Raw genomic sequence first — 20,363 nt, 5'->3', positions numbered from 1 at the left:
TTTAATGCCTCATCAATTTTTTTTCCTTTTACCAGTTCAGTAACCATACTACTGGTCGCCACAGCTGCACCACAACCAAATGTTTTAAACTTAATATCTTCTATCGTATCATCTTTAATCTTTAAATATAGTTTTATTATATCCCCACAAACAGGATTACCTACTTCTCCTACCGCATCTGCATCCTTTATCTCACCGACATTTCTGGGATTATTGAAGTGTTCCATTACTTTTTCAGAATACATTTTTATCATCTCCTCCATTTTAAAAACTATGCTGAGAACTTACTCAGAAGCTGAATCAAACAATGGAGACATAGCCCTTAATTTTTTTATAATCCCCGGTAATACTTCAAGAACATAATCAACTTCTTCTTCGGTATTGTTATATCCCAGGGTTAATCTTAAAGAGCCATGGGCAATCTCATGAGGCCTACCTATAGCCAGTAAAACATGGGAAGGATCCAGAGAACCTGAAGTACAGGCAGAACCACTTGATCCCGCAATCCCCATCATATCGAGATTTAATAGAATCGATTCCCCTTCAATATACCTAAAACAGAAATTAACATTATTGGGAAGCCTATCTTCCCCCCGGGGACCATTTAAATATACTTCATCAATTTCATTTTCAATGCCGTTTATTAATTTATCACGAAGTTTTTTCAGCTTAAGACGTTTTTCTTCCAGGTTATGTGCAGCCATTTCAGCAGCTTTACCCAGACCAACAATGCCGGGAACATTCTCCGTTCCAGCTCTCCTTCTCCTTTCCTGAGCACCCCCGGACATCTGGGGTGCTAATTTAACACCCTTTCTTATATACAGGGCTCCTACCCCTTTAGGACCATTAAACTTATGACCGGATAGAGATAATAAATCAACTCCCAGTTTTTCTACATCTACCGGTATCTGACCGATAGCCTGAACAGCATCAGTATGGAAATAAATATCATGTTCATTGGCTATTTTAGCGATCTCTTTAACTGGCTGAATGGTCCCAATCTCATTGTTCGCCAACATAATTGATATCAAAATCGTATCTTCTCTTATAGCCTCTTCCACCTTAGAAGGGTCTACAAACCCTTTTTCATCAACAGGTAAATAGGTTACATCAAAACCAAGGTATTTCTCCAGATATTCACAGGTATGAAGAACGGCATGGTGTTCGACACTTGAGGTTATAATGTGTTTACCCCTGTCCTGTAAAGACATAGCCACTCCTTTTATGGCCAGGTTATCGGCTTCAGTACCACCACTGGTAAAAATTATCTCCCTTTCATCTCTTGCTCCAATTAATTCTGCAACTTTCTCCCGGGCTTCACTTACAGCTCTGGCAGCATCCTGCCCAGGGGTGTGGACACTTGAGGGATTTCCGTAGTATATATTAAAATAGGGTTCCATAACTTTAATAACTTCAGGTGCAACCGGTGTGGTTGCAGCATTATCTAAATAGATATTCTTCATATAAAAACACCCCTTAAAATATTCAGATATGATACATCAAACCTTTATTTTTATTACGTATTAGTTCTTTTGCCCTTTCCTGTAAGTCTCTTAAAGTAACCGAGTCAAGGATTTCACTTACCTGTTTCTGTAATTTTACCCACAATTCATGGGTAACACATTTATCTATTAAACTACAGACATCTTCGTCATTATCGAGAACACAGTCGGTCGGTGCAATAGGACCCTCGAGGGTTCGAAGTACATCTCCAGCAGTAATTTCATCAGCATCACGATTTAACAAATAACCGCCATGGGCCCCTCTCACACTCTTAACAAGCCCTGCTTTACGTAAATTGGCGAAAAGTTGTTCCAGATACTGCTCAGATATCTGTTGTCTCTCCGCAATTTCCCTTAAGGGAATTGCACCCGAATCCTGGTGGATGGCAAGGTCAACCATTGCTCTTAGTCCATATCTACCCCTGGTGGATATTTTCATGTTTTCACCCCACTAATCCTGATTAATTTTATCAACTTTATATGATTATTTTAACACAACCCATTGTTACTGTCAACATATATATTCAGCACCAGTACGTGTCAAGAAAAGGTAGGAAGAATATTTCACCTCAAACAACCCATAAATATTTATTCTAAATAGTTGCCAGTCCTCTTATTGCTTTTACCCAATCTTTACCGCTATCTGGACCATTTATTGCAGGTATTTTTGCCTGTAACCACTTACTCCAATCCCTGTCCACTTTCTTAAACATATATTTTATTTTCCTTACCGGGTTTTTTATTGTGTAATACTGATCTCCAAGTCTTTCTTTTAATTCCTTGTTATGTTTTAACATTAAAATTCTAGCCATTGCCTCAGCACCTTTTTTGCTCCAATTCATTCCCTGGTTCTTCATCCTGCGAGCCACATTCTTATCCACATAGCCCTCAGCTGCTCCCATCCCATGTAATTCTTTATTCCTTAATTCTGTTGGTATTCGATATCTGTAATCTAATAAGTGCTCTTCATACTTTTTAAAATGCTTTATTATTTTCCTCCTCTTTTCTCGGTTTTCAGCTGTTTCTCCCATACATATTAACGATTCCAATGTGTCCAGAAATACCTGCTTTCTTCCTTCTGCTAATACCCTGCATAAATCATCTGCAACTTCTCTTCCAAAGTATAATCCTATATCTCTTTTTATATGATACCTATCCAGTTGTACTATTATATTTTCAAAGTATTCCTTACTGGTCTTTTGTATCCAGCTGGCACCGTCCCCGTTTAATACTACTAAAGTGTTTTCAAGATTATATTTTTTGCTTATTTGATGGATTAATTCTTCATAAAAGTCATCTGCTTTTCCATAGACTCCTGCTACTATTTGTGGCTCCTTCAATCTCTTCCGTTTTTTTGCTGGACTAGTGTATTCCCAGCCCTCATGGATTAATCCCAGTTTGATTTCCAGCTTCTTTCCTCCTTCTTCCTGACTACCAACCATTATCCCGTCAGCTTCAATGAATAGTAGTGGTATTTCTTTTTCCTCTCCTTTTAAAATCTTACCTCCAGTGAATACTTCCTCTTTTTCATGTTTGAGTCTCTCTGACTCCCTTTTTCCAAAATCCCTGACTTCATTAAAGATATTTGTATGGCTTAAATGGGGAAAACCGGCTTCAGCCAGTACTTCCTCCACTTGCCTGTAGCTCATCTTACTTGCCAGTATTACCAGCAGTTTTAGGTATTCTCCACTTACTCTTTTTTTCTTTTTTAACCCCAGTTTTTTGTCCAGTAAAATGACGCTTTTTCCTGTTTTTTGGTCTTTATATAGTCGCCTTCTAAGCTTGATGTTTCCAACTTTAGTCGATATCGTTCTTTCTAAAAATCTTACTACTTCTAAATTTTTATCTTTATTTTTAAATAGCTCTTCTTCAAGCTTTTCTATTACCTTCTCCATTATCTGCCTTGCAAGTTCCAGTGCTGCCTTCTCCAAGGTATTGATATCTGTTATGTTTTGTAGTAAAATATTTACCATAGAGACCTCAACTCCTTTGGTCGGGTTTGTTTGAGGTCTCTATTTCTTTATCTATACCTTGTTTTCCTTCTTTTCCTACTTAAATTTTACACGTTCTTTAGAAATTAATATAAAAGGTGTCAGGAATAATAACCCTGACACCTTTAAAAAATATAATAATATTTTATGAGTCCATATTAAGTTAATGAAAGTTCTTTTCTGGTAGTAAATTTTTTTGTTAACTCATCAAAACCCCTTTCAAGATCTTTATCATCTTTAGCCTGGCTGATAACCTTTATTATATCCCCCTCGAGTTTTTTCCCATCCCGGGGGTTGATAATAATGTTTTCCATATTTCCAATTATTTCTTTAAAGAGATTGATTTTATTATATAATAAATTTAAAATTTTTTCTTCAATTGTATCTTTAGTAGCCAGGTTATAAATTAAAACATCTTTTGTTTGCCCAAGTCTGTGAACCCTACCGATACGTTGTTCTATTTTCATAGGGTTCCAGGGTAAATCATAATTAATTATAACATTACAAAACTGAAGATTTAAACCCTGACTACCGGCCTCTGTGCTTATTAAAACATCTTTTTTCTGCTGGAATATATATTTTATCCATTCTTTTCCACTGGAACTTAATGCACCATTAAATAAAATAGTTTTATATCCTCTTTTTTCAAGGTAATGGGCAATAAACTCCTGAGTAGCACGGTATTCTGTAAATATTATAGCCTGACCATCAATCCCTTTTAAAATTTTTTCTACTTCTTTTATTTTAGCATTTGTTCGTATATTCCGGGCAAGTCCATATAATTCCCGTAAATAGGGGGATTTATCACGGGACCTGGCCAGGGTCCTCTGTAAAGCAAAGGAGCTGCTACATAATTCCCGTTGATAGGTTAATAAATTTAATATACTTATCTTTTTTACCCTTCTCCGGTTATATTCATCTTTGACATAAGAAGTAACCTTATTATATAATTCCCTCTCTTCAGGAGTCAGCTCCACAGTCACCTGGTGTATATGCCTTTCCGGAAAGACAAGCCCTGTATCATCATGGGAATTTCTTATCATTACCTTATCTAAGTCGACCTTTAACTGGTCACTGTTTTTGACAAGATGTTTTCCGGCAACATATCTGTCTTTAAAGTCCTTATAATCTTTATATAAGTCAGGGTATAGGATAGTAATTAGATTATATAATTCTTTTAAATTGTTTTGAATGGGGGTGGCTGTCAACAGAAGACAATACTTCTTTTTTAAACTGTTAACAAATTTCCAATTTAGGGTATCCCTGTTTTTTAAACGATGGGCTTCATCAACAATAACCATATCAAAATCAATTTGTTTTAAATACCTGGCATGATTTTTGCGCTTGGCCTTATCCAGTGACGCAATTTGATGGTCAAAATACATCCAGCCCCTTCCTTTTCGATTAAAAAAAATATCATCTATCTTAAATTTATTTACCATTTCATTGGTCCACTGAAAACCAAGAGAAGCTGGAACCAGTATCAAAAATTTCTTGACCAGGCCCCTGTCCATATATTCTCGCAATATCATGCCAGCTTCAATAGTTTTACCTAACCCCACCTCATCAGCAAGAATAGCACGTCCGTTTAATTCATCTATAACTTTTCTTACTGTTTTCTTCTGGTGTGGTAATAATTCAATATCCGGTTTTTCATAGGCAATTCGTTATCACCTCCTTATATTCTTAAAATTCCCTTTTCTAACTGCTATTTATGTAGGTAACTTTTACTTATAAATTTATACCAATAATACCTCCTATAGCTCCAACCAACAATCCCAGAATAAGCAATAAAAATATATTTCCGATGGAAATAGGCATACTAATTGTTCCCAGCAAAATTATTATGGCCATATAAATAAGACCACCAAGTCCTCCATTCAACCAGCCGTTTTCCTCAACCCGTCTTGCAATAAAAAAACCAATAAAACCAATAATCATGAAATTCCCAATTATAAGTACGGTATTTAATGATGAAAGGCTTAAAGCAGTAATAATATTGGAGAAAAATGCCAGTATTAAACTTAACAAAATTAAAATAACAACACCTAAAACTACTCCCTTAAAAATTACCGTATTATTAATTATTCTTTCCTGGTATTCATCATACATAAAAATCCCCCCTTCTTAATGTATATTATGGAAAGGGGGAAAAAATACATTATAGGTTATTCAGGTTATGATTAAGAATATCTATCTGAGATAAATCAGTTAAATCTATTTTTAATGGTGTTATAGAAATATAATTGTTTTTAATCGCCCAGATATCGGTACTATCATGTATATTATTATCAACATTATTTCCTGTTAGCCAGTAATACGGTTTTCCCATGGGATCAAATCTTTTTTCAAAACTATCTTCATAAAGGCTTTTACCCAATTTTGTTATTTTAATTCCATTAATTTTTTCACCAGGTAAATCGGGAATATTGATGTTTAACAACATTTTTTGATCCAGAGATAAAAAATCAAAATTATTTAATAACCTTACAATAAAGTCAGCCCCTGTTTTGAAATGATATTGTCCGTTACTATTAAGGGAGACAGCAATAGAGGTATATCCCATCATCCACCCTTCAATAGCAGCAGATACAGTACCCGAATATAGAACATCATAACCAAGATTAGGGCCATCATTAATACCTGAAATTATTATATCTGGTTTAAATCCTGCCAGTTTTTCAACACCTAGCTTCACACAATCGGCCGGGGTTCCATCAATTTTATATACATCAATTTCACCTTTTATATTTAATTTAATCTTATAGGCCCGTAAAGGATAACTAATTGTTATTGCATGACCGGTAGCACTACGTTCTCTGTCAGGTGCAGACACAACAACCCGATGGCCTGCAGAAACTAAATAACTGGCGAGTATAAATATCCCTTCAGCATAAACACCATCATCATTGGTTAATAGTACATTCATTATTACACCCTCTTTCCACATTCCTGTAAATATAAAACTACATATTGACAAATTAGTTAATTCTAATATATATGATAACAGGAATGTAAAGATAATACTATAATACATTTGAAGTTTATTAGTAAAAAAAATCGATAACTATAAAATATAGTTTGTATTCTTAATTTATCATTAATATATTTTATTATTATTAACTATGTTAATAAATATATGTTTTAGAGAGTATGTGAGACTATTTGAGAGTATTGTTTATATAATTTATTTTAAAATACTTTAATCTTAAATAATTACCTTTGACCTTTGAGAATATTTACTGTATACTATAAATCGTCGTCGGGCTGTGGCGCAGTTTGGTAGCGCACCTGCTTTGGGAGCAGGGGGTCCTGAGTTCAAATCTCAGCAGCCCGACCACTTTTTTCAATAAAATACTGATAAAAGTGCCCTCATCGTCTAGTGGTCCAGGACACCAGGTTTTCATCCTGGCGGCAGGGGTTCGAATCCCCTTGAGGGTGCCATTTTATTTGGAGGGGTGCCCGAGTGGTCAAAGGGAGCAGACTGTAAATCTGCCGGCGATTGCCTTCAAAGGTTCAAATCCTTTCCCCTCCACCATTTATTATAATCAAATTTAAACATTTTACAATATATAATTTTGTATTTTATATATAACAAATTTAAAATTACTTAATAAAAAAAGACGGGATTAAACCCGTCTTTTTTTAATTATAATCATAATTTAATTTCTTTTAATATAACTTCGCCTTTGCCACCCCAGGGTCCAAGGAGGACACCATCCTTCTTCATGGTGATTCCAGCTGCATTACCAATTTTTAATTCAACTTCCTCCTCGCCAGAAAACTTCATTGTTTCACCTTTTTCAATAAAACCCTGGTAAACACTCCTGCCATCTATTTTAATGTTGATCCAGCTCCTGTCACGGGCAATAAGTTCTATCTCCTTTAATCTGACATCCTTTTCCTGCTTCTCTACTGAACTTTGTTTAGTATCTTCATTATTTTTGTTGATATCAGGTTTATTATCTATTCCTTCTAATTCATCAATATCTGCACTCTGGGTCATTGTCTGTTCTGCCTCAGTATCAGGTAAATGATTTGAATTATTTGAGAAAACATTAAAGATAATAACAAATATTAATAACAGACCTACCAGGGATACTATAATAATATTTCTAACTTTTTTATCAATATTAAGATTAAATGAAGAACTGTTCTTCTCCTGTTCTTTAAGGGCTTCTTCTCTTTCCTTCCTTGCTTGTTCTTCAAGCATATTCAGGTATTCTTTTACAATAGCATCTCCATTCAGCCCAACCTGGTTCGAATAACCTTTTAAAAAGGCTTTTACATATACTTCGCCTGGAATAATATCATAATTATCATTTTCCAGTGCTTTTAAATACCTGACCCTTATTTTAGTCTTTTTAGATATTTCTTCAAGGGAAAGTCCTGATTTATTCCTGGCCTCTTTTAGTTTACTCCCTATACTCAATAATTTACCTCCTTTCTCTTAACTTAAATCAAAACTATTAAATGTTGTAATATAATTAGATATATCTTTATGAGTCCCATTATCCCCATCATGCAGTTCTATAAACAGATCAAAATCCTCCCAGGTAAGGCTGGTTTCCTTTATAATTATTTCTGGGTGTTCTACAATTCTTAGCAAGGGTTTATTGATAATCTCTCTTATGAATTTAATGTGTTTTGAGGGAGAACGATAAAATGTTGTTATAGAATCAATAATAAAAATAGTATTTTTATTCATTATGTCTTTTGAAACCTGACTCCTGGCGACTTTCCTTAAAAGGGTTGATGATAATAATTGCCAGTGTTTATTGGCATGTACCGCAGCTGCTATAGCTGTTTCTGTTTTCCCTACTTTCGGCGAGCCTTTAAATCCAATCAAAGCAGCATTATGCCTTTTTAAATATTCACCTAAAAAATCTATTAATAAATCCAGGTTCTCTCTTTCAAAAATAAAGCAATTGTCAGAATCCCTTCTGGTCATTTTTTTACCATGTCTTAAGGCAATTATATCAATAAGGCCAGGTTTTCTGAAGGCAGTAACTTTAAGATCGTTAATACCAGGGAGTGATTCTTTTAAAATTTCAAAAATTTCTTCTCTATCTATTTCAATCAATAACCCCCGGTAATTATTTTCTATACTTGCAATAGTCAATATATTCACATTTAAGAGGCCTAACATTGAGGCCACATCACCAAGGAGACCTGTTCGGTTATGGGTAATTTTATATTCTAGATAATATGTAGGCAAATTTTTCACCTCATCTTTTATTTTATTCTATAAACATACATTAAACTCCTTTTTTTTTAAATAGCAAAAAGGGGGGAAATTAATCCCCCCTTTTTCCTAATTTTTTTATTCTTTTTCATAGGGTTGACCATCTGCAGCAGGAGGGGTAGCACTACCCACAATTCCAGTTAACGCTAAAATGGTCAATACATATGGCAACATTAACAAAATATATCTCGGGACATCCAGGCCCAGGGTCTGGGCCAGCATTTGTAAAGCATGCGCAAAACCAAACAACAGGGCTGCTAACATGGCCCCATGCGGAGTCCATTTCCCAAATATCATAGCTGCCAGAGCGATAAAACCCCTTCCAGCAGTCATCTCTTTAACAAATATATTTAAAAACCCAATTGAAAGACTGGCACCCCCCAGTCCTGCCAACAAACCACTTATCATTACACAAATATACCTAATACGTTTGACACTAACCCCGACTGTATCTGCAGCTGCCGGGTGTTCTCCCACTGCCCTAACCCTTAGACCAAAAGGAGTTTTCCATAATACCCAGTATGTTACAGCTACCATAACTAAAGCCATATAAACAAAGGGAACATGATTTCCAATAATTGGTCCAATTATCGGTATATCCTTGATAACAGGTATTGCCCAGTTCCCCAGCTGGTTAACTTTTGGAGATTGTCCGGCTGTGCCAAACATTACATAAAGTAGAAGTCCGGTTAATCCAACTGCGAAAATATTGATAGCTGTACCACTAACAACCTGATTGGCTTTAAATTCAATTGAGACCAGGGCATGTATAGCGGCAATTAGTATACCGGCCAGCATTGCCCCTAGAACCCCAAGCCAGGGGCTACCAGTAAAATAAGAAATAGACATGGCTGTAAAAGCCCCTATTAACATAATACCCTCAAGGGCAATATTAATAACTCCTGATCTTTCTGAAAAAACCCCACCGAGGGCTGCAAAGATTAAAAGAGTTGCCGCCCTTAAAGTAGCAGATAATAAAGCAACAGCAGTTCCTATGATACTAGTCACCGGCACCCACTCCTTTTTGACTGGTTTTCTGGGCCAGTAATTTAAAAGCATATTCTGCCGCAACGAACAGTATTATAATAGCCTGGATAACTTCGATTACTTCTTTGGGAACACCGGCCAGGCTTTGCATCTGATTAGAACCGCGGGCCAATACACCAAATAAGAGTGCTCCCAGGACAACACCAGCTGGATGGTTCTTACCTAACAGGGCTACTGCAATACCGGTAAATCCATAACCCAAAAACCCGAAAGGTTGATAAGCTCTGGGTTCCAGACCCATTACCTGGGTAGAGCCGGCCAGCCCGGCCAGAGCACCACTTATAAACATAGCCAGAACCATACTTTTACCGACGTTAATTCCTCCATAACGTGAGGCTTCAGGGTTTAACCCCACTGCACGAATTTCATAACCTATAGTTGTTTTCCACAAAATATAATACACTAAAACTGCCGCAATAAGGGCCAGTAAAATACTGGTGTTTAATCTGGGAGGAAGGAGTTTGTGTAACTGAGCTGTTTCTTTAATAACCGGTGTTGCCGGCAAAGCAACCGAAGGATCCTTTAATTTCTTACCCAATAAAAACCCCACATAATGAAATCCAATATAATTTAACATGATGGTAGTTATAACTTCATGAACACCCATTTTTGCTTTTAAATAACCGGCAATACCTCCCCAGAGTCCACCCGCAATAATTCCTGCAATAAGAGCCAGGGGTACATGGATAAACCATGGCAAACTCAGGGCATAACCGACCCAGGCCGTTGCTGTATAAGCAACCAAAAATTGCCCCTCCCCACCAATATTAAATAGTCCAGTTCTAAAAGCAAAAGCCACTGAAAGACCCGTAAATATTAACGGAGTAGTATTTACAAGCATTTCTGAAAAACCCCTGAGACTACCAAATGAACTATTTATTAAAACCTGATAAGCTTTAAAGGGATTTTTACCGATGATAACCATAAATATTCCCCCGGCCACCAGTCCAAATATTACAGCTATAACCGGAAAAATCAGGTTATTAAAATACTCCTGAGAACCAGTTTTATCAGATTTAACTTTATTAACTCTTTTATCAGTACCTAACACTTACACTCCCCCTTCCACGGCATTGTTAGTAGTTGCACCGGCCATAAGCATACCCAGTTTTTCTTCTGTAGCTTCATCAGGATCAAGAATATCAACTATTTCTCCCTCATATATAACCGCAATTCTATCACTTAAGGAAAGAATCTCGTCAAGCTCCAGTGATATAAGGAGGACGGCTTTTCCAGAATCACGTTGTTCTATAATCTGTTTATGAATAAATTCAATAGCTCCAACATCTACCCCACGGGTCGGCTGAGCTGCAATTAATAAATCATGTTCTCTATTAAATTCCCGGGCAATTATTACTTTTTGCTGGTTACCACCTGATAATGATTTGGCCTTGACATCTTCATCTGGAGTCCGTATGTCAAAATCCTTAATTAGATTTCTAACTTCTTTTCGTATTTTGTTATAATTCATATTAAGACCATTACTATAAGGAGCTCTATAGTGATTTCCGAGGATGAGGTTTTCATATAAAGCAAAATCTAAGACAAGCCCTCTCTTCTGCCTATCTTCAGGAATATAAGAAACTCCTGCTTCAATAATTTGACGGGTAGAATAGCTTGCTATATTTTTACCTTTAAGATATATCTCTCCATCTTCAATCTCTCTTAACCCGGTTAATACTTCGGCCAGTTCAGATTGGCCATTACCCTCTACACCGGCAATTCCCAGAATTTCTCCCCTGCGTACAGAAAAACTTGTCCCGTTAAGGGCCATTAATCCTCTGTCATTTCTGGCTTTTATATTACTTACTTCCAGGATAACTTCACCGGGGTTTGCTTTTTCTTTCTCTACCCTTAAAAGTACTTCCCTGCCAACCATCATTTTGGCAAGGTCTTCTGAGGTCGCAGAATCAGCTTCAACAGTATTTATTAATTTTCCCCTGCGAATAACCGTTACCCTGTCAGCTATTGCCTTTACTTCCTTTAATTTATGGGTGATAAATATTATAGATTTTCCTTCTTCTGTTAGGCTCCTCATAATATCAATTAATTCATCAACTTCCTGCGGAGTCAGAACAGCTGTTGGTTCATCAAGGATTAAAATATCCGCCCCTCTATAAAGGGCTTTAAGAATCTCTACCCTCTGTTGCATACCGACACTTATATCCTGAACTTTTGCCTCAGGGTCAACGTTTAGTTTATACCGTTTTGACAACTGCTTTACATCTTTAACTGCTTTTTCGTAGTCAAGCTGATAATTTCTAACCGGTTCACTCCCGAGGACAATATTTTCAGCAACAGTAAACGGAGGAACCAGCATAAAATGTTGATGAACCATTCCAATTCCCAGGTTAATAGCATCATTGGGGTCAGAAATAGAAACCTTTTTACCATTAATAAATATATCTCCTTCATCTGGCTGATATAAACCATAAAGACATTTCATCAAAGTTGTCTTCCCTGCCCCGTTTTCCCCCAGTAGGGCGTGAATTTCGCCTTTTTTTAATTCGAAATCAACTTTATCATTGGCTACAACTCCAGGAAACCTTTTAGTTATACCGTTCATCTGGATGACCGGGTCACCATTATTCATAAAATAAGTCCTCCCCTCTAAAAAGTTTTTCTCTTTAACGTTTTCCTAAAAACTTAACGCTTTCTTAATACTTTAAATTGAAACTGGTCAGATCTGAAATAATTCTGGGAAAACAATATCATCCGTTCATCAGTATCATAATGATACTGTTCTAACAATAGTAACGGGCTTTTTTCTTTAATATCCAGTTTTTCAGCCAGACTTTTGTCGGTAATATATGGCACAATATGGGTCAGGGCGTATTTTATAAAAATTCCATATTTATTTTCCAGTAATTTAAATAAAGAACCCTGAAAATCCCTTTTACTGATACCATTTTCTAGATATTTTAATCCTAAATGATCAAGGCAGTATACTACCGGTTGATTGTCGGCAGTACGTATTCTTTCGATTTTTAATATTTTATGGGAAGAATCCAGTCTCATTTTTTTAGATAATTTGTCATCCGGGTATATTTCTTCTAACCTTAAAACCTTTGAGCCTGGAGTGTAACCGGCGTTTTCAATGGTCTTGGTAACACTTACTAATTCCTCAATCCCCTTTAAGAATCTGGGAGTTTGTTGGTTTACAAATGTTCCAATTCCCTGATGTTTTACGATCTTTCCTTCCTCTTCCAGGACCCTTAAAGCTTCCCTTAAAGTAGCTCTACTAACCCCCAGTTCATTAGATAAAGCTGTTTCTGATGGCAGACGATCCCCTGGTTTATATATTTCTTTTTTAATTTTATTTTCAATATATTCTTTAACACGCAAATAAAGGGGGCGGCTGTCCTGTTTTATTAAGTCCAAATAACCACTCCCTTCCTGGTTAATTATATTAGTTATTAGAAATTTTTTAAAAGTCTTACCTGTCAGACATCATACCTTTACAATACCATAACCCCAGTTTTTTGTCAAGACTTGTCATCTGTTTGACCATTGTTAAGTATTTCCTCAAGGTCATCTTCATTAATTAGAACTTCCCTGGGCTTGCTACCGGCATAAGGACCGACTATACCATCTTCTTCCATCATATCAATAAGACGGGCTGCCCGGGAATGTCCAATGTGTAATTTTCGCTGGAGCATAGAAATAGAAGCCCGGTATTTTACAACCAACCTTACTGCTTCTTCATATAACTCATCCTTTTCATCATTTACAGATAATTGTACTTCTTTAATATCATCAAGTTCTACTTTATAGTCAGGATCAGCCTGGTTTTTAACATAACTAACTACCCGCCTGATTTCATCATTATCTATAAAAGCCCCCTGAATTCTCTGAGGTTTCTGGGAACCAGCAGGTGCGAACAGCATATCACCTTTGCCCAGCAACTTTTCTGCCCCTCCCATATCGAGTATAGTTCTGGAATCAGTCTGGGAAGAAACAGCAAATGATATTCTACTGGGTATATTGGCCTTTATTAGACCGGTTATAACATCAACCGAGGGACGTTGAGTAGCAATAACCAGGTGAATACCGGCTGCCCTTGCCATCTGGGCGAGGCGACAGATATTATCTTCCACTTCCCTGGCAGAAACCATCATTAAATCTGATAACTCATCTATTACCACAACAATATAAGGTAATTTTTCTCCGGGGGCAACTGTTTTATTGTAAGATGTTATTCCCCTGGTTCCACTTTGTGAAAATAACTCATATCTTCTTTCCATTTCTTCAATAACCAGTTTTAAAACACTGGCCGCCTTCCTGGGATCAGTAACTACAGGGGCAAATAGATGGGGTAAGTCCTTATAAATACTTAATTCAACCTTTTTAGGGTCTATTAACATTAATTTAACCTCATCAGGTGTTGCCTTAAAAAGAATACTGGTAATAATAGTATTCATACAGACACTTTTTCCAGAACCAGTAGCCCCGGCTACCAGAAGGTGAGGCATCCTGGAGAGGTCAGTAATAATAGGCTGTCCATCTATTCCCATTCCCAGAGCCAGGGAAAGTTTGCTTTTAGAATTTTTAAATTTCCTGGTATTGATAATATCACGGAGCCGTACCAGTTTGTTACTCATATGTGGTACTTCAATACCAACTGCAGATTTACCGGGAATCGGTGCTTCTATTCTGACATCAGGGGCAGCCAGAGCCAGGGCTATATCATTGGCCAGACCCACTATCTTGCTGACCTTAACTCCGGAGGCAGGCTGGACTTCATACCTGGTTATGGTTGGTCCATGGTTAACCCCCAGTACTTTTGCCTTAACACCAAAACTTTCAAGGGTTTCTTCCAGAAGATCGGATTTATTTCCGGGTTTATTTCTTTTTTTATTACTCTTTTTTAATAAATTTATCCCCGGCAATTTATAAACATGACTTTTAGACGAAGAAGAATTAGAACCATTACCCTTTTTTGCCCTGTCCTCTTCTGTAGTATCACTTTTTTCATCTACATTTACGTCTAATTTACCTCTGTTATCTTTATCTACTTCAGAAGCTAACATGTCTTCTTCAGGTAAAGTATCTTCATCAGGGTAAATCTCTTCTTCTATAAAACTATCAAAGGCATCCTGTTCAAATTCATTATCATCTAATTCATTTCCGTCAACTTCATTAACCCTTTTTCTTTTTAATATATTTCTTATTTTCTCCCATGGTTTTCTTATCAAAAACTTAAGCCTGTCCAATATTGAAACCAGTAAAACATCAGCCCATAACAGGATTCCTATTAATAAAAAGGCTGTTAATATTACATAAGCTCCGATGTAGCCAAAAAGGGTATTACAAACCCATGTTAAGCCACCACCTATCCAACCTCCTCCTTCTCCCATTTTTGCATATTCAAGGGGAAAGTTGCCATACAGGTAATTATGGATAATTCCCAGAGAAATAATGTATGTTAAAAGAAACCCACCAATCCTGCTATTTAAAGCCAGTGATTTCAGTCTTATAAGGGTTATACCCCATACTATTAACAAACAGGGTATTAAATAAGAGCCTATCCCTGTTGAATTACGGTAAAAATCAGCCAGAACAGTCCCGACCACACCAGTAGTACCGGTAAAGATACTCAATCCACTTAATACTCCTAAGGCTGTGATCAATATCCCCAGAATTTCATTTTTGCGCTTTTCTCTGATTTCCTCATCAGGTGATTTATCTTCAACTTTATTTTCACTAACATTATTTTTATCTTCATCTTTAATAGGTTTCTCATTGTTTAACTCCCTGGTCATCTACCTTCACCTCCCATTACTAAATTCTCCATTTTCTAAAATATTCCTGCTAATATTATTATCATAATTCCAACAATCCAGCAGTAATAAGCAAAAACAGTCAACTTTCCTTTCCGCAATATATAAAGTAAATACTTAATGGCAAAATAGCCAGATAAGGCAGCAAAAATAGTCCCGATAATAATACTCAACCAGGTTAACTGTTCCAGTCCAGTTGAAAGAGCATCTTTAAGCTCAACAAGCCCGGCTCCAAAAATAACCGGTGCTGATAATAGAAAAGAATAACGGGCAGCTGCATCTCTATCAAATCCCTGTAATAAAGAAGCAACTATTGTGCTACCGGATCTTGATATACCAGGTATTATAGCCATTCCCTGGGCTACACCTACAATAAGGGCGTTATGGTACTGCATTTCTTTTAGTTCCTTATTATAGTTACTTAATTTTTCACTTAAATATAGAAGAAACCCTGTTACTAATAGCATAAATCCTACTGTTTTGACAGAACTAAAAAGGTTAGCAAAAAAATCTTCAAACAGGATACCGATTATTCCTGTAGGGATAATACCAACCAGAATAAGAATTGTAAGCCATCTTTTTTCCTTCTTAAAAAAAATAATATCCCGGACATCATCCCAGAAAATAATCAAAACCGGGATCACTGTGCCAAAGTGAAGAAATACATCCAGTGTAATCTGGTCAGTATTAATCCCCAGTAGTTCCTGAAAAAGGACCAGATGACCGGAACTGCTGATTGGTAAAAATTCAGTTAATCCCTGAATAATTCCTAAAAATATTACTTTAAATATCTCCATTTAATCCCCTCCTCAACACACTTATAAAAGTATTTAAAAAAGGCAAAAAAATAATCAAATTATATATATTAAATAGTGTATGGGCATTGGCAACCTGTCTGGCCAGGGAGGTATTTGTACTATCAAGCAAAAAAATAAAGGGTTTAATAACCGGTAATAAAACTAAAACCCCAATAAAGTTAAAGAGCAGATGTCCCCAGGCGAGCCGTTTTGAGAAAATAGACGCATTTATACTGGCCAGAAAACCAGTTATACAGGTTCCAATATTACTTCCCAGAGTTACAGCTATTGCATCTGAAAGATTAATCAAATTAACCCGGGCCAGACTGACAGTAATTGCAGTAATAACACTACTACTCTGTACAATTCCAGTAGCAAGAGCTCCCAGCAATATTCCTTTTAGATAATTTCCGCGGCTAAAAGCCAGTAAATTATAGATTATATTCCTGGATGAAGCCAGATCAAAAGATGCTGTCATTAAATGCAAACCGGCAAAAGCAGTTCCAAAACAAAACAGGGATAATCCTCCAAAGAAAACTTTTTTATTAACAAAAAGACCTATAATTGCAACAACCAAACCTGATATAATTATACAGGAGTAATAACTTATAATTGGCAGGGATATTAAATGAACGGTCAGGGTTGTTCCGATATTTGCCCCCATTATAATCAGGACAGCAGGTTTTAAAGCAAGATAGCCAGATTCAATTAGACTTATGACTATAACTGTTAACCCGCTGCTACTCTGGAGAATGGCAGTAGAAACAACCCCAACTAACAGACTTAACAAATTATTATCAGACAGCTTTTTTAAAAGAAGTTCAACCCTTTTAAGAGCCAGTTTTGTCAGGCTCTTTTTACTACCTTCAAGGCCAGCTAAAAAAAAGAAAAGCCCGGTAAGAAAGAGAAGCATAGCTACTTCACCCAGTACTATAACTATGCTCAATAATTAAATTTTATCATTCTTAAGACTGTAATTGCAAGCCGGGTTTAATAACATTACCCGGGGTAAAATCCTGTTTCAAAAAAACCATAGGATCAGAACTTATGACCTGTTCAATTCGGTATCGACCTTCTCCAATTTTTTCTACCATTAAGCTCAAATCATCCTGAACCTTAAATATACGATATTCTGGGGTAAAATCGTCCCATCCCTCAAAAACCATTTCTGCCGGATATAGGGAATAATTAATCAATGGGGAAGCCCTCCTTCCCTCCTGTTTATTAATTCACGTAATTTATTGACTGCTTTATTAAGACCACCAACTTCATCGATTATACCATGGTTAACGGCCTCTTCACCGACCAGTACTGTACCGACATCCCTGACCAGTTCCCCTGTTTGAAACATTAACTGGCGAAAATGATCGGGGAGAATCCTGGAATGCTGGGTTACAAAACTGATAACCCTGTCCTGCATTTTATCCAGATATTCATAGGTCTGTGGTACTCCTATTACCATACCTGTTAGTCTAATAGGATGGATAGTCATACTGGCTGTTGCAACTATATAAGAATAGTCGGTTGATACTGCAATCGGAACCCCTATACTGTGTCCACCTCCAAGGACAACAGATACAGTCGGTTTTGTCATACTATTAATCATCTCTGAAATAGCTAAACCAGCTTCAATGTCACCACCAACCGTATTTAAAATAACCAGCAATCCCTTGATTTTTGGATTTTCTTCTACTGCAACCAGCTGGGGGATGATATGCTCATATTTTGTTGTTTTATTTTTAGGGGGTAATACGAGATGACCTTCAATCTGGCCTACAATGGGGATAGTATGAATATCACTTTTAACATCTGTCGGGGGATTATTTTGCCCCAGTTGCTTTAGAGATTTCAGGGAAGTAGGTTCTAAATTTTTATCAGGCCTGTTATTGGGATTTCCCCTTTTAGGTTGCCTGGTTGGTTGGGGATTAACACCGGATGAGTAGTTTATATTAGGATTATTACCCTGATTTTTTTCATTATTACTCAACTGGACCACTCCTTTCAATTCAAATCTTTTATGTGATAATTTTATTATTACGTTAACAGGGTAAAATTATGTAAATAAATGAACCTCCCGCAATAAAAATAGATGAATGCCTCTAGATGAATGCTTCTATAAGAACAAATTTGCCTTCACCTATAATCATTAAAAAGGTAAATTTATTGATATTGAAATTATCCATAAAAAACACCTGTGAATAATTTCCTGGACATTAAAAAAAAGAGGTGGCAAAAACCCACCCCTTTTTTAATGTTTTTTTATACCTGTTTTATAATTTTTTATACCTGCATAATAATAGGGAGAATCATGGGATTACGTTTAATTTTTTTATAAATATAATCATTTAATGCATCCCTAATGGTACTTTTTAATACAGACCACTCAGTAATATTATTCGCTTCACACTCAGCCAGTGCTTTTTCAACACGTGAGGTTGCTTCAGCAATTAATTCTTCTGATTCACGGATATATACAAATCCCCGGGTAATAATATCTGGACCTGATAATATTTTCCCTTTCTTATCAATGGTCACAACTACAATAATAATACCATCTTCTGAAAGAAGTTTTCTATCCCTTAATACAATGTTGCCAACATCACCAACACCAAGGCCGTCAACCAGAACCTGACCGGCCCTTATTTCGCCGACCTTTTTTACCCTTCGTTTGGTGAAACTAATTACATCACCAATATCAGCAATATAGATATTCTTCTCAGGGATGCCAACTTCTTCTGCTAATTTAGCATGTCGGTGTAAATGCCTGAATTCACCATGAACAGGAACAAAGAATTCAGGTTTTACCAGATTTAACATCAATTTTAATTCTTCTTGACTGGCATGTCCGGATACATGAACTCCTGAAATGTCTTCATAAATTACATTGGCCCCTCTTTTAAATAACTGGTTAATTGTCTGTCCAACCAGTTTTTCGTTCCCGGGTATTGCCGATGCAGAAATAACAACCGTGTCACCATCTTTAATATTTATATGATAATGATCACCCCTGGCCATTCTGGTTAATGCTGCCATGGGCTCTCCCTGGCTACCGGTAGTTAAAAGCACAATTTTATCATCAGGGAGATTAGATATATTTCTAATATCTACTATCATATCTTCAGGAATTATTAAATAACCCAGTTCCCTGGCAATTTCTATATTATTAATCATACTCCGTCCCGTAAAAGCAATCTTACGGTTATATTTAAAGGCAGCATCTACTATTTGCTGAACCCGGTGAATATTGGAAGCAAAAGTAGCCACTACAATTCTATTACGTGCCTTTCTAAAAATATCGTCAATAGTACCACCAACTACTTTTTCTGAAAGAGTATACCCTTCCCGTTCTACATTGGTACTATCTGCAAACAAAGCCAGTACTCCGGGGTAATTATCACCGAGTTCGGCCAGTTTATGAAAGTCTGCTACTTCACCATCGATAGGTGTCTGATCAAACTTAAAATCACTGGCATAAATAATCGGTCCTAAAGGTGTGTGAATGGCCAGAGCACAGGTATCTGCAATACTATGGTTAACAAGTATGAAATCTACTTTAAAAGAACCTACATTTATTGAACTACCTGGGTTAACAACTTTTAACTTACGCCCTTTATTTATTCTATGCTCCTTGAGTTTACCTTCAACAAGCCCCAGGGTCAATTTAGTTCCAAAGACAGGAACATTAATTTCTTTTAACAGGTATGGTAAAGCCCCGATATGATCCTCATGACCATGGGTTAAAACAATACCTTTGACCCTGTTGGCATTTTCCTTTACATAAGAAAAATCAGGGATTACCAGGTCAATTCCCAGCAAATCATCTTCAGGAAACATGACCCCGGCATCAATAATTAATATCTCTCCAGCCATTTCGACAAGCATCATGTTTTTACCTATTTCCCCGACTCCACCTAAAGGAATCATCTTTACTTCATTTATATTATGTTTTTTTGGCATTAATAAAAAAAAACACCTCCATCTTATTGAACCGCTCTCCCATA

General features: G+C 36.5%; 19 protein-coding genes and 3 tRNA genes (1 of these 22 running past the window's edge). 3 read left to right on the top strand and 19 right to left on the bottom strand.

What is annotated here, in order from left to right; genetic code table 11:
- The 7 genes from nifU to surE form a co-directional block, all read right to left on the bottom strand.
- Positions 1 to 245, bottom strand: partial view of a Fe-S cluster assembly scaffold protein NifU gene (gene nifU, locus HORE_RS04665; protein ID WP_012635832.1) — the 5' portion only. The gene continues 172 nt to the left of window position 1, outside the view; the window shows 245 of its 417 coding nt (coding positions 1–245); it begins with the start codon at positions 243 to 245; the stop codon falls past the left edge of the window.
- A 39-nt stretch (positions 246 to 284) separates the two neighbouring features.
- Positions 285 to 1,463 carry a cysteine desulfurase NifS gene (gene nifS, locus HORE_RS04660; protein ID WP_012635831.1) on the bottom strand — a complete coding sequence of 393 codons (1,179 nt, stop codon included), beginning with the start codon at positions 1,461 to 1,463 and terminating at the stop codon, positions 285 to 287.
- A gap of 22 nt (positions 1,464 to 1,485) precedes the next feature.
- Positions 1,486 to 1,941: an RrF2 family transcriptional regulator gene (locus HORE_RS04655; RefSeq protein WP_012635830.1), complete on the bottom strand. Its 456-nt coding sequence runs from the start codon at positions 1,939 to 1,941 to the stop codon at positions 1,486 to 1,488.
- 154 nt (positions 1,942 to 2,095) lie between these two features.
- Positions 2,096 to 3,475, bottom strand: coding sequence for an ISLre2-like element ISHor2 family transposase (locus HORE_RS04650; protein WP_012635829.1), 1,380 nt, complete (start codon positions 3,473 to 3,475; stop codon positions 2,096 to 2,098).
- A 176-nt stretch (positions 3,476 to 3,651) separates the two neighbouring features.
- Positions 3,652 to 5,157 carry a DEAD/DEAH box helicase gene (locus tag HORE_RS04645; protein ID WP_083762942.1) on the bottom strand — a complete coding sequence of 502 codons (1,506 nt, stop codon included), beginning with the start codon at positions 5,155 to 5,157 and terminating at the stop codon, positions 3,652 to 3,654.
- Positions 5,158 to 5,224: 67 nt separating this feature from the next.
- Positions 5,225 to 5,605 (bottom strand): TIGR04086 family membrane protein, encoded by a 381-nt coding sequence (locus tag HORE_RS04640; protein ID WP_012635827.1) that lies wholly within the window; start codon positions 5,603 to 5,605, stop codon positions 5,225 to 5,227.
- A 49-nt stretch (positions 5,606 to 5,654) separates the two neighbouring features.
- A complete protein-coding gene (gene surE / locus HORE_RS04635; RefSeq protein WP_012635826.1) occupies positions 5,655 to 6,422 on the bottom strand; it encodes a 5'/3'-nucleotidase SurE in 768 nt (255 codons plus the stop codon).
- Between the two features lie 334 nt (positions 6,423 to 6,756).
- On the opposite strand from surE, the gene HORE_RS04630 reads away from it, so the two are divergent.
- The 3 genes from HORE_RS04630 (at position 6,757) to HORE_RS04620 (ending at position 7,031) form a co-directional block, all read left to right on the top strand.
- Positions 6,757 to 6,833 (top strand) — tRNA-Pro (locus tag HORE_RS04630).
- A 28-nt stretch (positions 6,834 to 6,861) separates the two neighbouring features.
- A tRNA-Glu gene (locus HORE_RS04625) sits at positions 6,862 to 6,937 on the top strand.
- A gap of 8 nt (positions 6,938 to 6,945) precedes the next feature.
- Positions 6,946 to 7,031, top strand: a tRNA-Tyr gene (locus HORE_RS04620).
- A 117-nt stretch (positions 7,032 to 7,148) separates the two neighbouring features.
- Here HORE_RS04620 and HORE_RS04615 read toward each other — a convergent pair.
- From HORE_RS04615 to HORE_RS04560, 12 genes are all read right to left on the bottom strand, one after another.
- Entirely contained in the window at positions 7,149 to 7,925 is a 777-nt protein-coding gene (locus HORE_RS04615) for a helix-turn-helix domain-containing protein (protein ID WP_012635825.1), read from the bottom strand.
- Positions 7,926 to 7,943: 18 nt separating this feature from the next.
- A complete protein-coding gene (locus HORE_RS04610; RefSeq protein ID WP_012635824.1) occupies positions 7,944 to 8,711 on the bottom strand; it encodes a DUF3388 domain-containing protein in 768 nt (255 codons plus the stop codon).
- Positions 8,712 to 8,816: 105 nt separating this feature from the next.
- The gene (locus HORE_RS04605) at positions 8,817 to 9,746 is read right to left on the bottom strand and encodes an ABC transporter permease (protein ID WP_012635823.1); all 930 of its coding nucleotides are present in this window, start codon (positions 9,744 to 9,746) and stop codon (positions 8,817 to 8,819) included.
- Positions 9,739 to 10,836, bottom strand: a complete 1,098-nt coding sequence (locus tag HORE_RS04600) for an ABC transporter permease (protein ID WP_012635822.1) — start codon at positions 10,834 to 10,836, stop codon at positions 9,739 to 9,741. Before HORE_RS04600 ends, HORE_RS04605 begins: the two co-directional genes overlap by 8 nt.
- Positions 10,837 to 12,378 (bottom strand): ABC transporter ATP-binding protein, encoded by a 1,542-nt coding sequence (locus tag HORE_RS04595; RefSeq protein WP_012635821.1) that lies wholly within the window; start codon positions 12,376 to 12,378, stop codon positions 10,837 to 10,839. It lies immediately after the preceding gene.
- 53 nt (positions 12,379 to 12,431) lie between these two features.
- Positions 12,432 to 13,166, bottom strand: a complete 735-nt coding sequence (locus HORE_RS04590; RefSeq protein WP_012635820.1) for a GntR family transcriptional regulator — start codon at positions 13,164 to 13,166, stop codon at positions 12,432 to 12,434.
- A gap of 104 nt (positions 13,167 to 13,270) precedes the next feature.
- The gene (locus HORE_RS04585; RefSeq protein ID WP_012635819.1) at positions 13,271 to 15,547 is read right to left on the bottom strand and encodes an FtsK/SpoIIIE family DNA translocase; all 2,277 of its coding nucleotides are present in this window, start codon (positions 15,545 to 15,547) and stop codon (positions 13,271 to 13,273) included.
- 35 nt (positions 15,548 to 15,582) lie between these two features.
- Positions 15,583 to 16,362, bottom strand: a complete 780-nt coding sequence (uppP, locus tag HORE_RS04580) for an undecaprenyl-diphosphatase UppP (protein WP_012635818.1) — start codon at positions 16,360 to 16,362, stop codon at positions 15,583 to 15,585.
- Positions 16,349 to 17,308 carry a Na/Pi cotransporter family protein gene (locus HORE_RS04575; protein ID WP_143710026.1) on the bottom strand — a complete coding sequence of 320 codons (960 nt, stop codon included), beginning with the start codon at positions 17,306 to 17,308 and terminating at the stop codon, positions 16,349 to 16,351. The genes uppP and HORE_RS04575 overlap by 14 nt, the downstream gene beginning before the upstream one ends.
- Positions 17,309 to 17,327: 19 nt before the next feature.
- Positions 17,328 to 17,558 carry a YlzJ-like family protein gene (locus tag HORE_RS04570; RefSeq protein ID WP_012635816.1) on the bottom strand — a complete coding sequence of 77 codons (231 nt, stop codon included), beginning with the start codon at positions 17,556 to 17,558 and terminating at the stop codon, positions 17,328 to 17,330.
- A complete protein-coding gene (locus HORE_RS04565) occupies positions 17,555 to 18,349 on the bottom strand; it encodes a ClpP family protease (protein ID WP_012635815.1) in 795 nt (264 codons plus the stop codon). Before HORE_RS04565 ends, HORE_RS04570 begins: the two co-directional genes overlap by 4 nt.
- 293 nt (positions 18,350 to 18,642) lie before the next feature.
- A complete protein-coding gene (locus HORE_RS04560) occupies positions 18,643 to 20,319 on the bottom strand; it encodes a ribonuclease J (RefSeq protein ID WP_012635813.1) in 1,677 nt (558 codons plus the stop codon).
- Positions 20,320 to 20,363 lie beyond the last annotated feature (44 nt).

This window comes from Halothermothrix orenii H 168, assembly GCF_000020485.1.
GTDB lineage: Bacteria > Bacillota > Halanaerobiia > Halanaerobiales > Halothermotrichaceae > Halothermothrix > Halothermothrix orenii.
Note: the sequence above shows the minus strand (reverse complement) of the source record. Positions and strands in the feature narration are given on the sequence as shown.

Coding starts and splice junctions, on each gene's coding strand:
- nifS (WP_012635831.1), bottom strand. CDS start 1,463: ATGAAGAATATCTATTTAGATAATGCTGCAACCACACCGGTTGCACCT.
- HORE_RS04655 (WP_012635830.1), bottom strand. CDS start 1,941: ATGAAAATATCCACCAGGGGTAGATATGGACTAAGAGCAATGGTTGAC.
- HORE_RS04650 (WP_012635829.1), bottom strand. CDS start 3,475: ATGGTAAATATTTTACTACAAAACATAACAGATATCAATACCTTGGAG.
- HORE_RS04640 (WP_012635827.1), bottom strand. CDS start 5,605: ATGTATGATGAATACCAGGAAAGAATAATTAATAATACGGTAATTTTT.
- surE (WP_012635826.1), bottom strand. CDS start 6,422: ATGAATGTACTATTAACCAATGATGATGGTGTTTATGCTGAAGGGATA.
- HORE_RS04595 (WP_012635821.1), bottom strand. CDS start 12,378: ATGAATAATGGTGACCCGGTCATCCAGATGAACGGTATAACTAAAAGG.
- HORE_RS04585 (WP_012635819.1), bottom strand. CDS start 15,547: ATGACCAGGGAGTTAAACAATGAGAAACCTATTAAAGATGAAGATAAA.
- uppP (WP_012635818.1), bottom strand. CDS start 16,362: ATGGAGATATTTAAAGTAATATTTTTAGGAATTATTCAGGGATTAACT.
- HORE_RS04560 (WP_012635813.1), bottom strand. CDS start 20,319: ATGCCAAAAAAACATAATATAAATGAAGTAAAGATGATTCCTTTAGGT.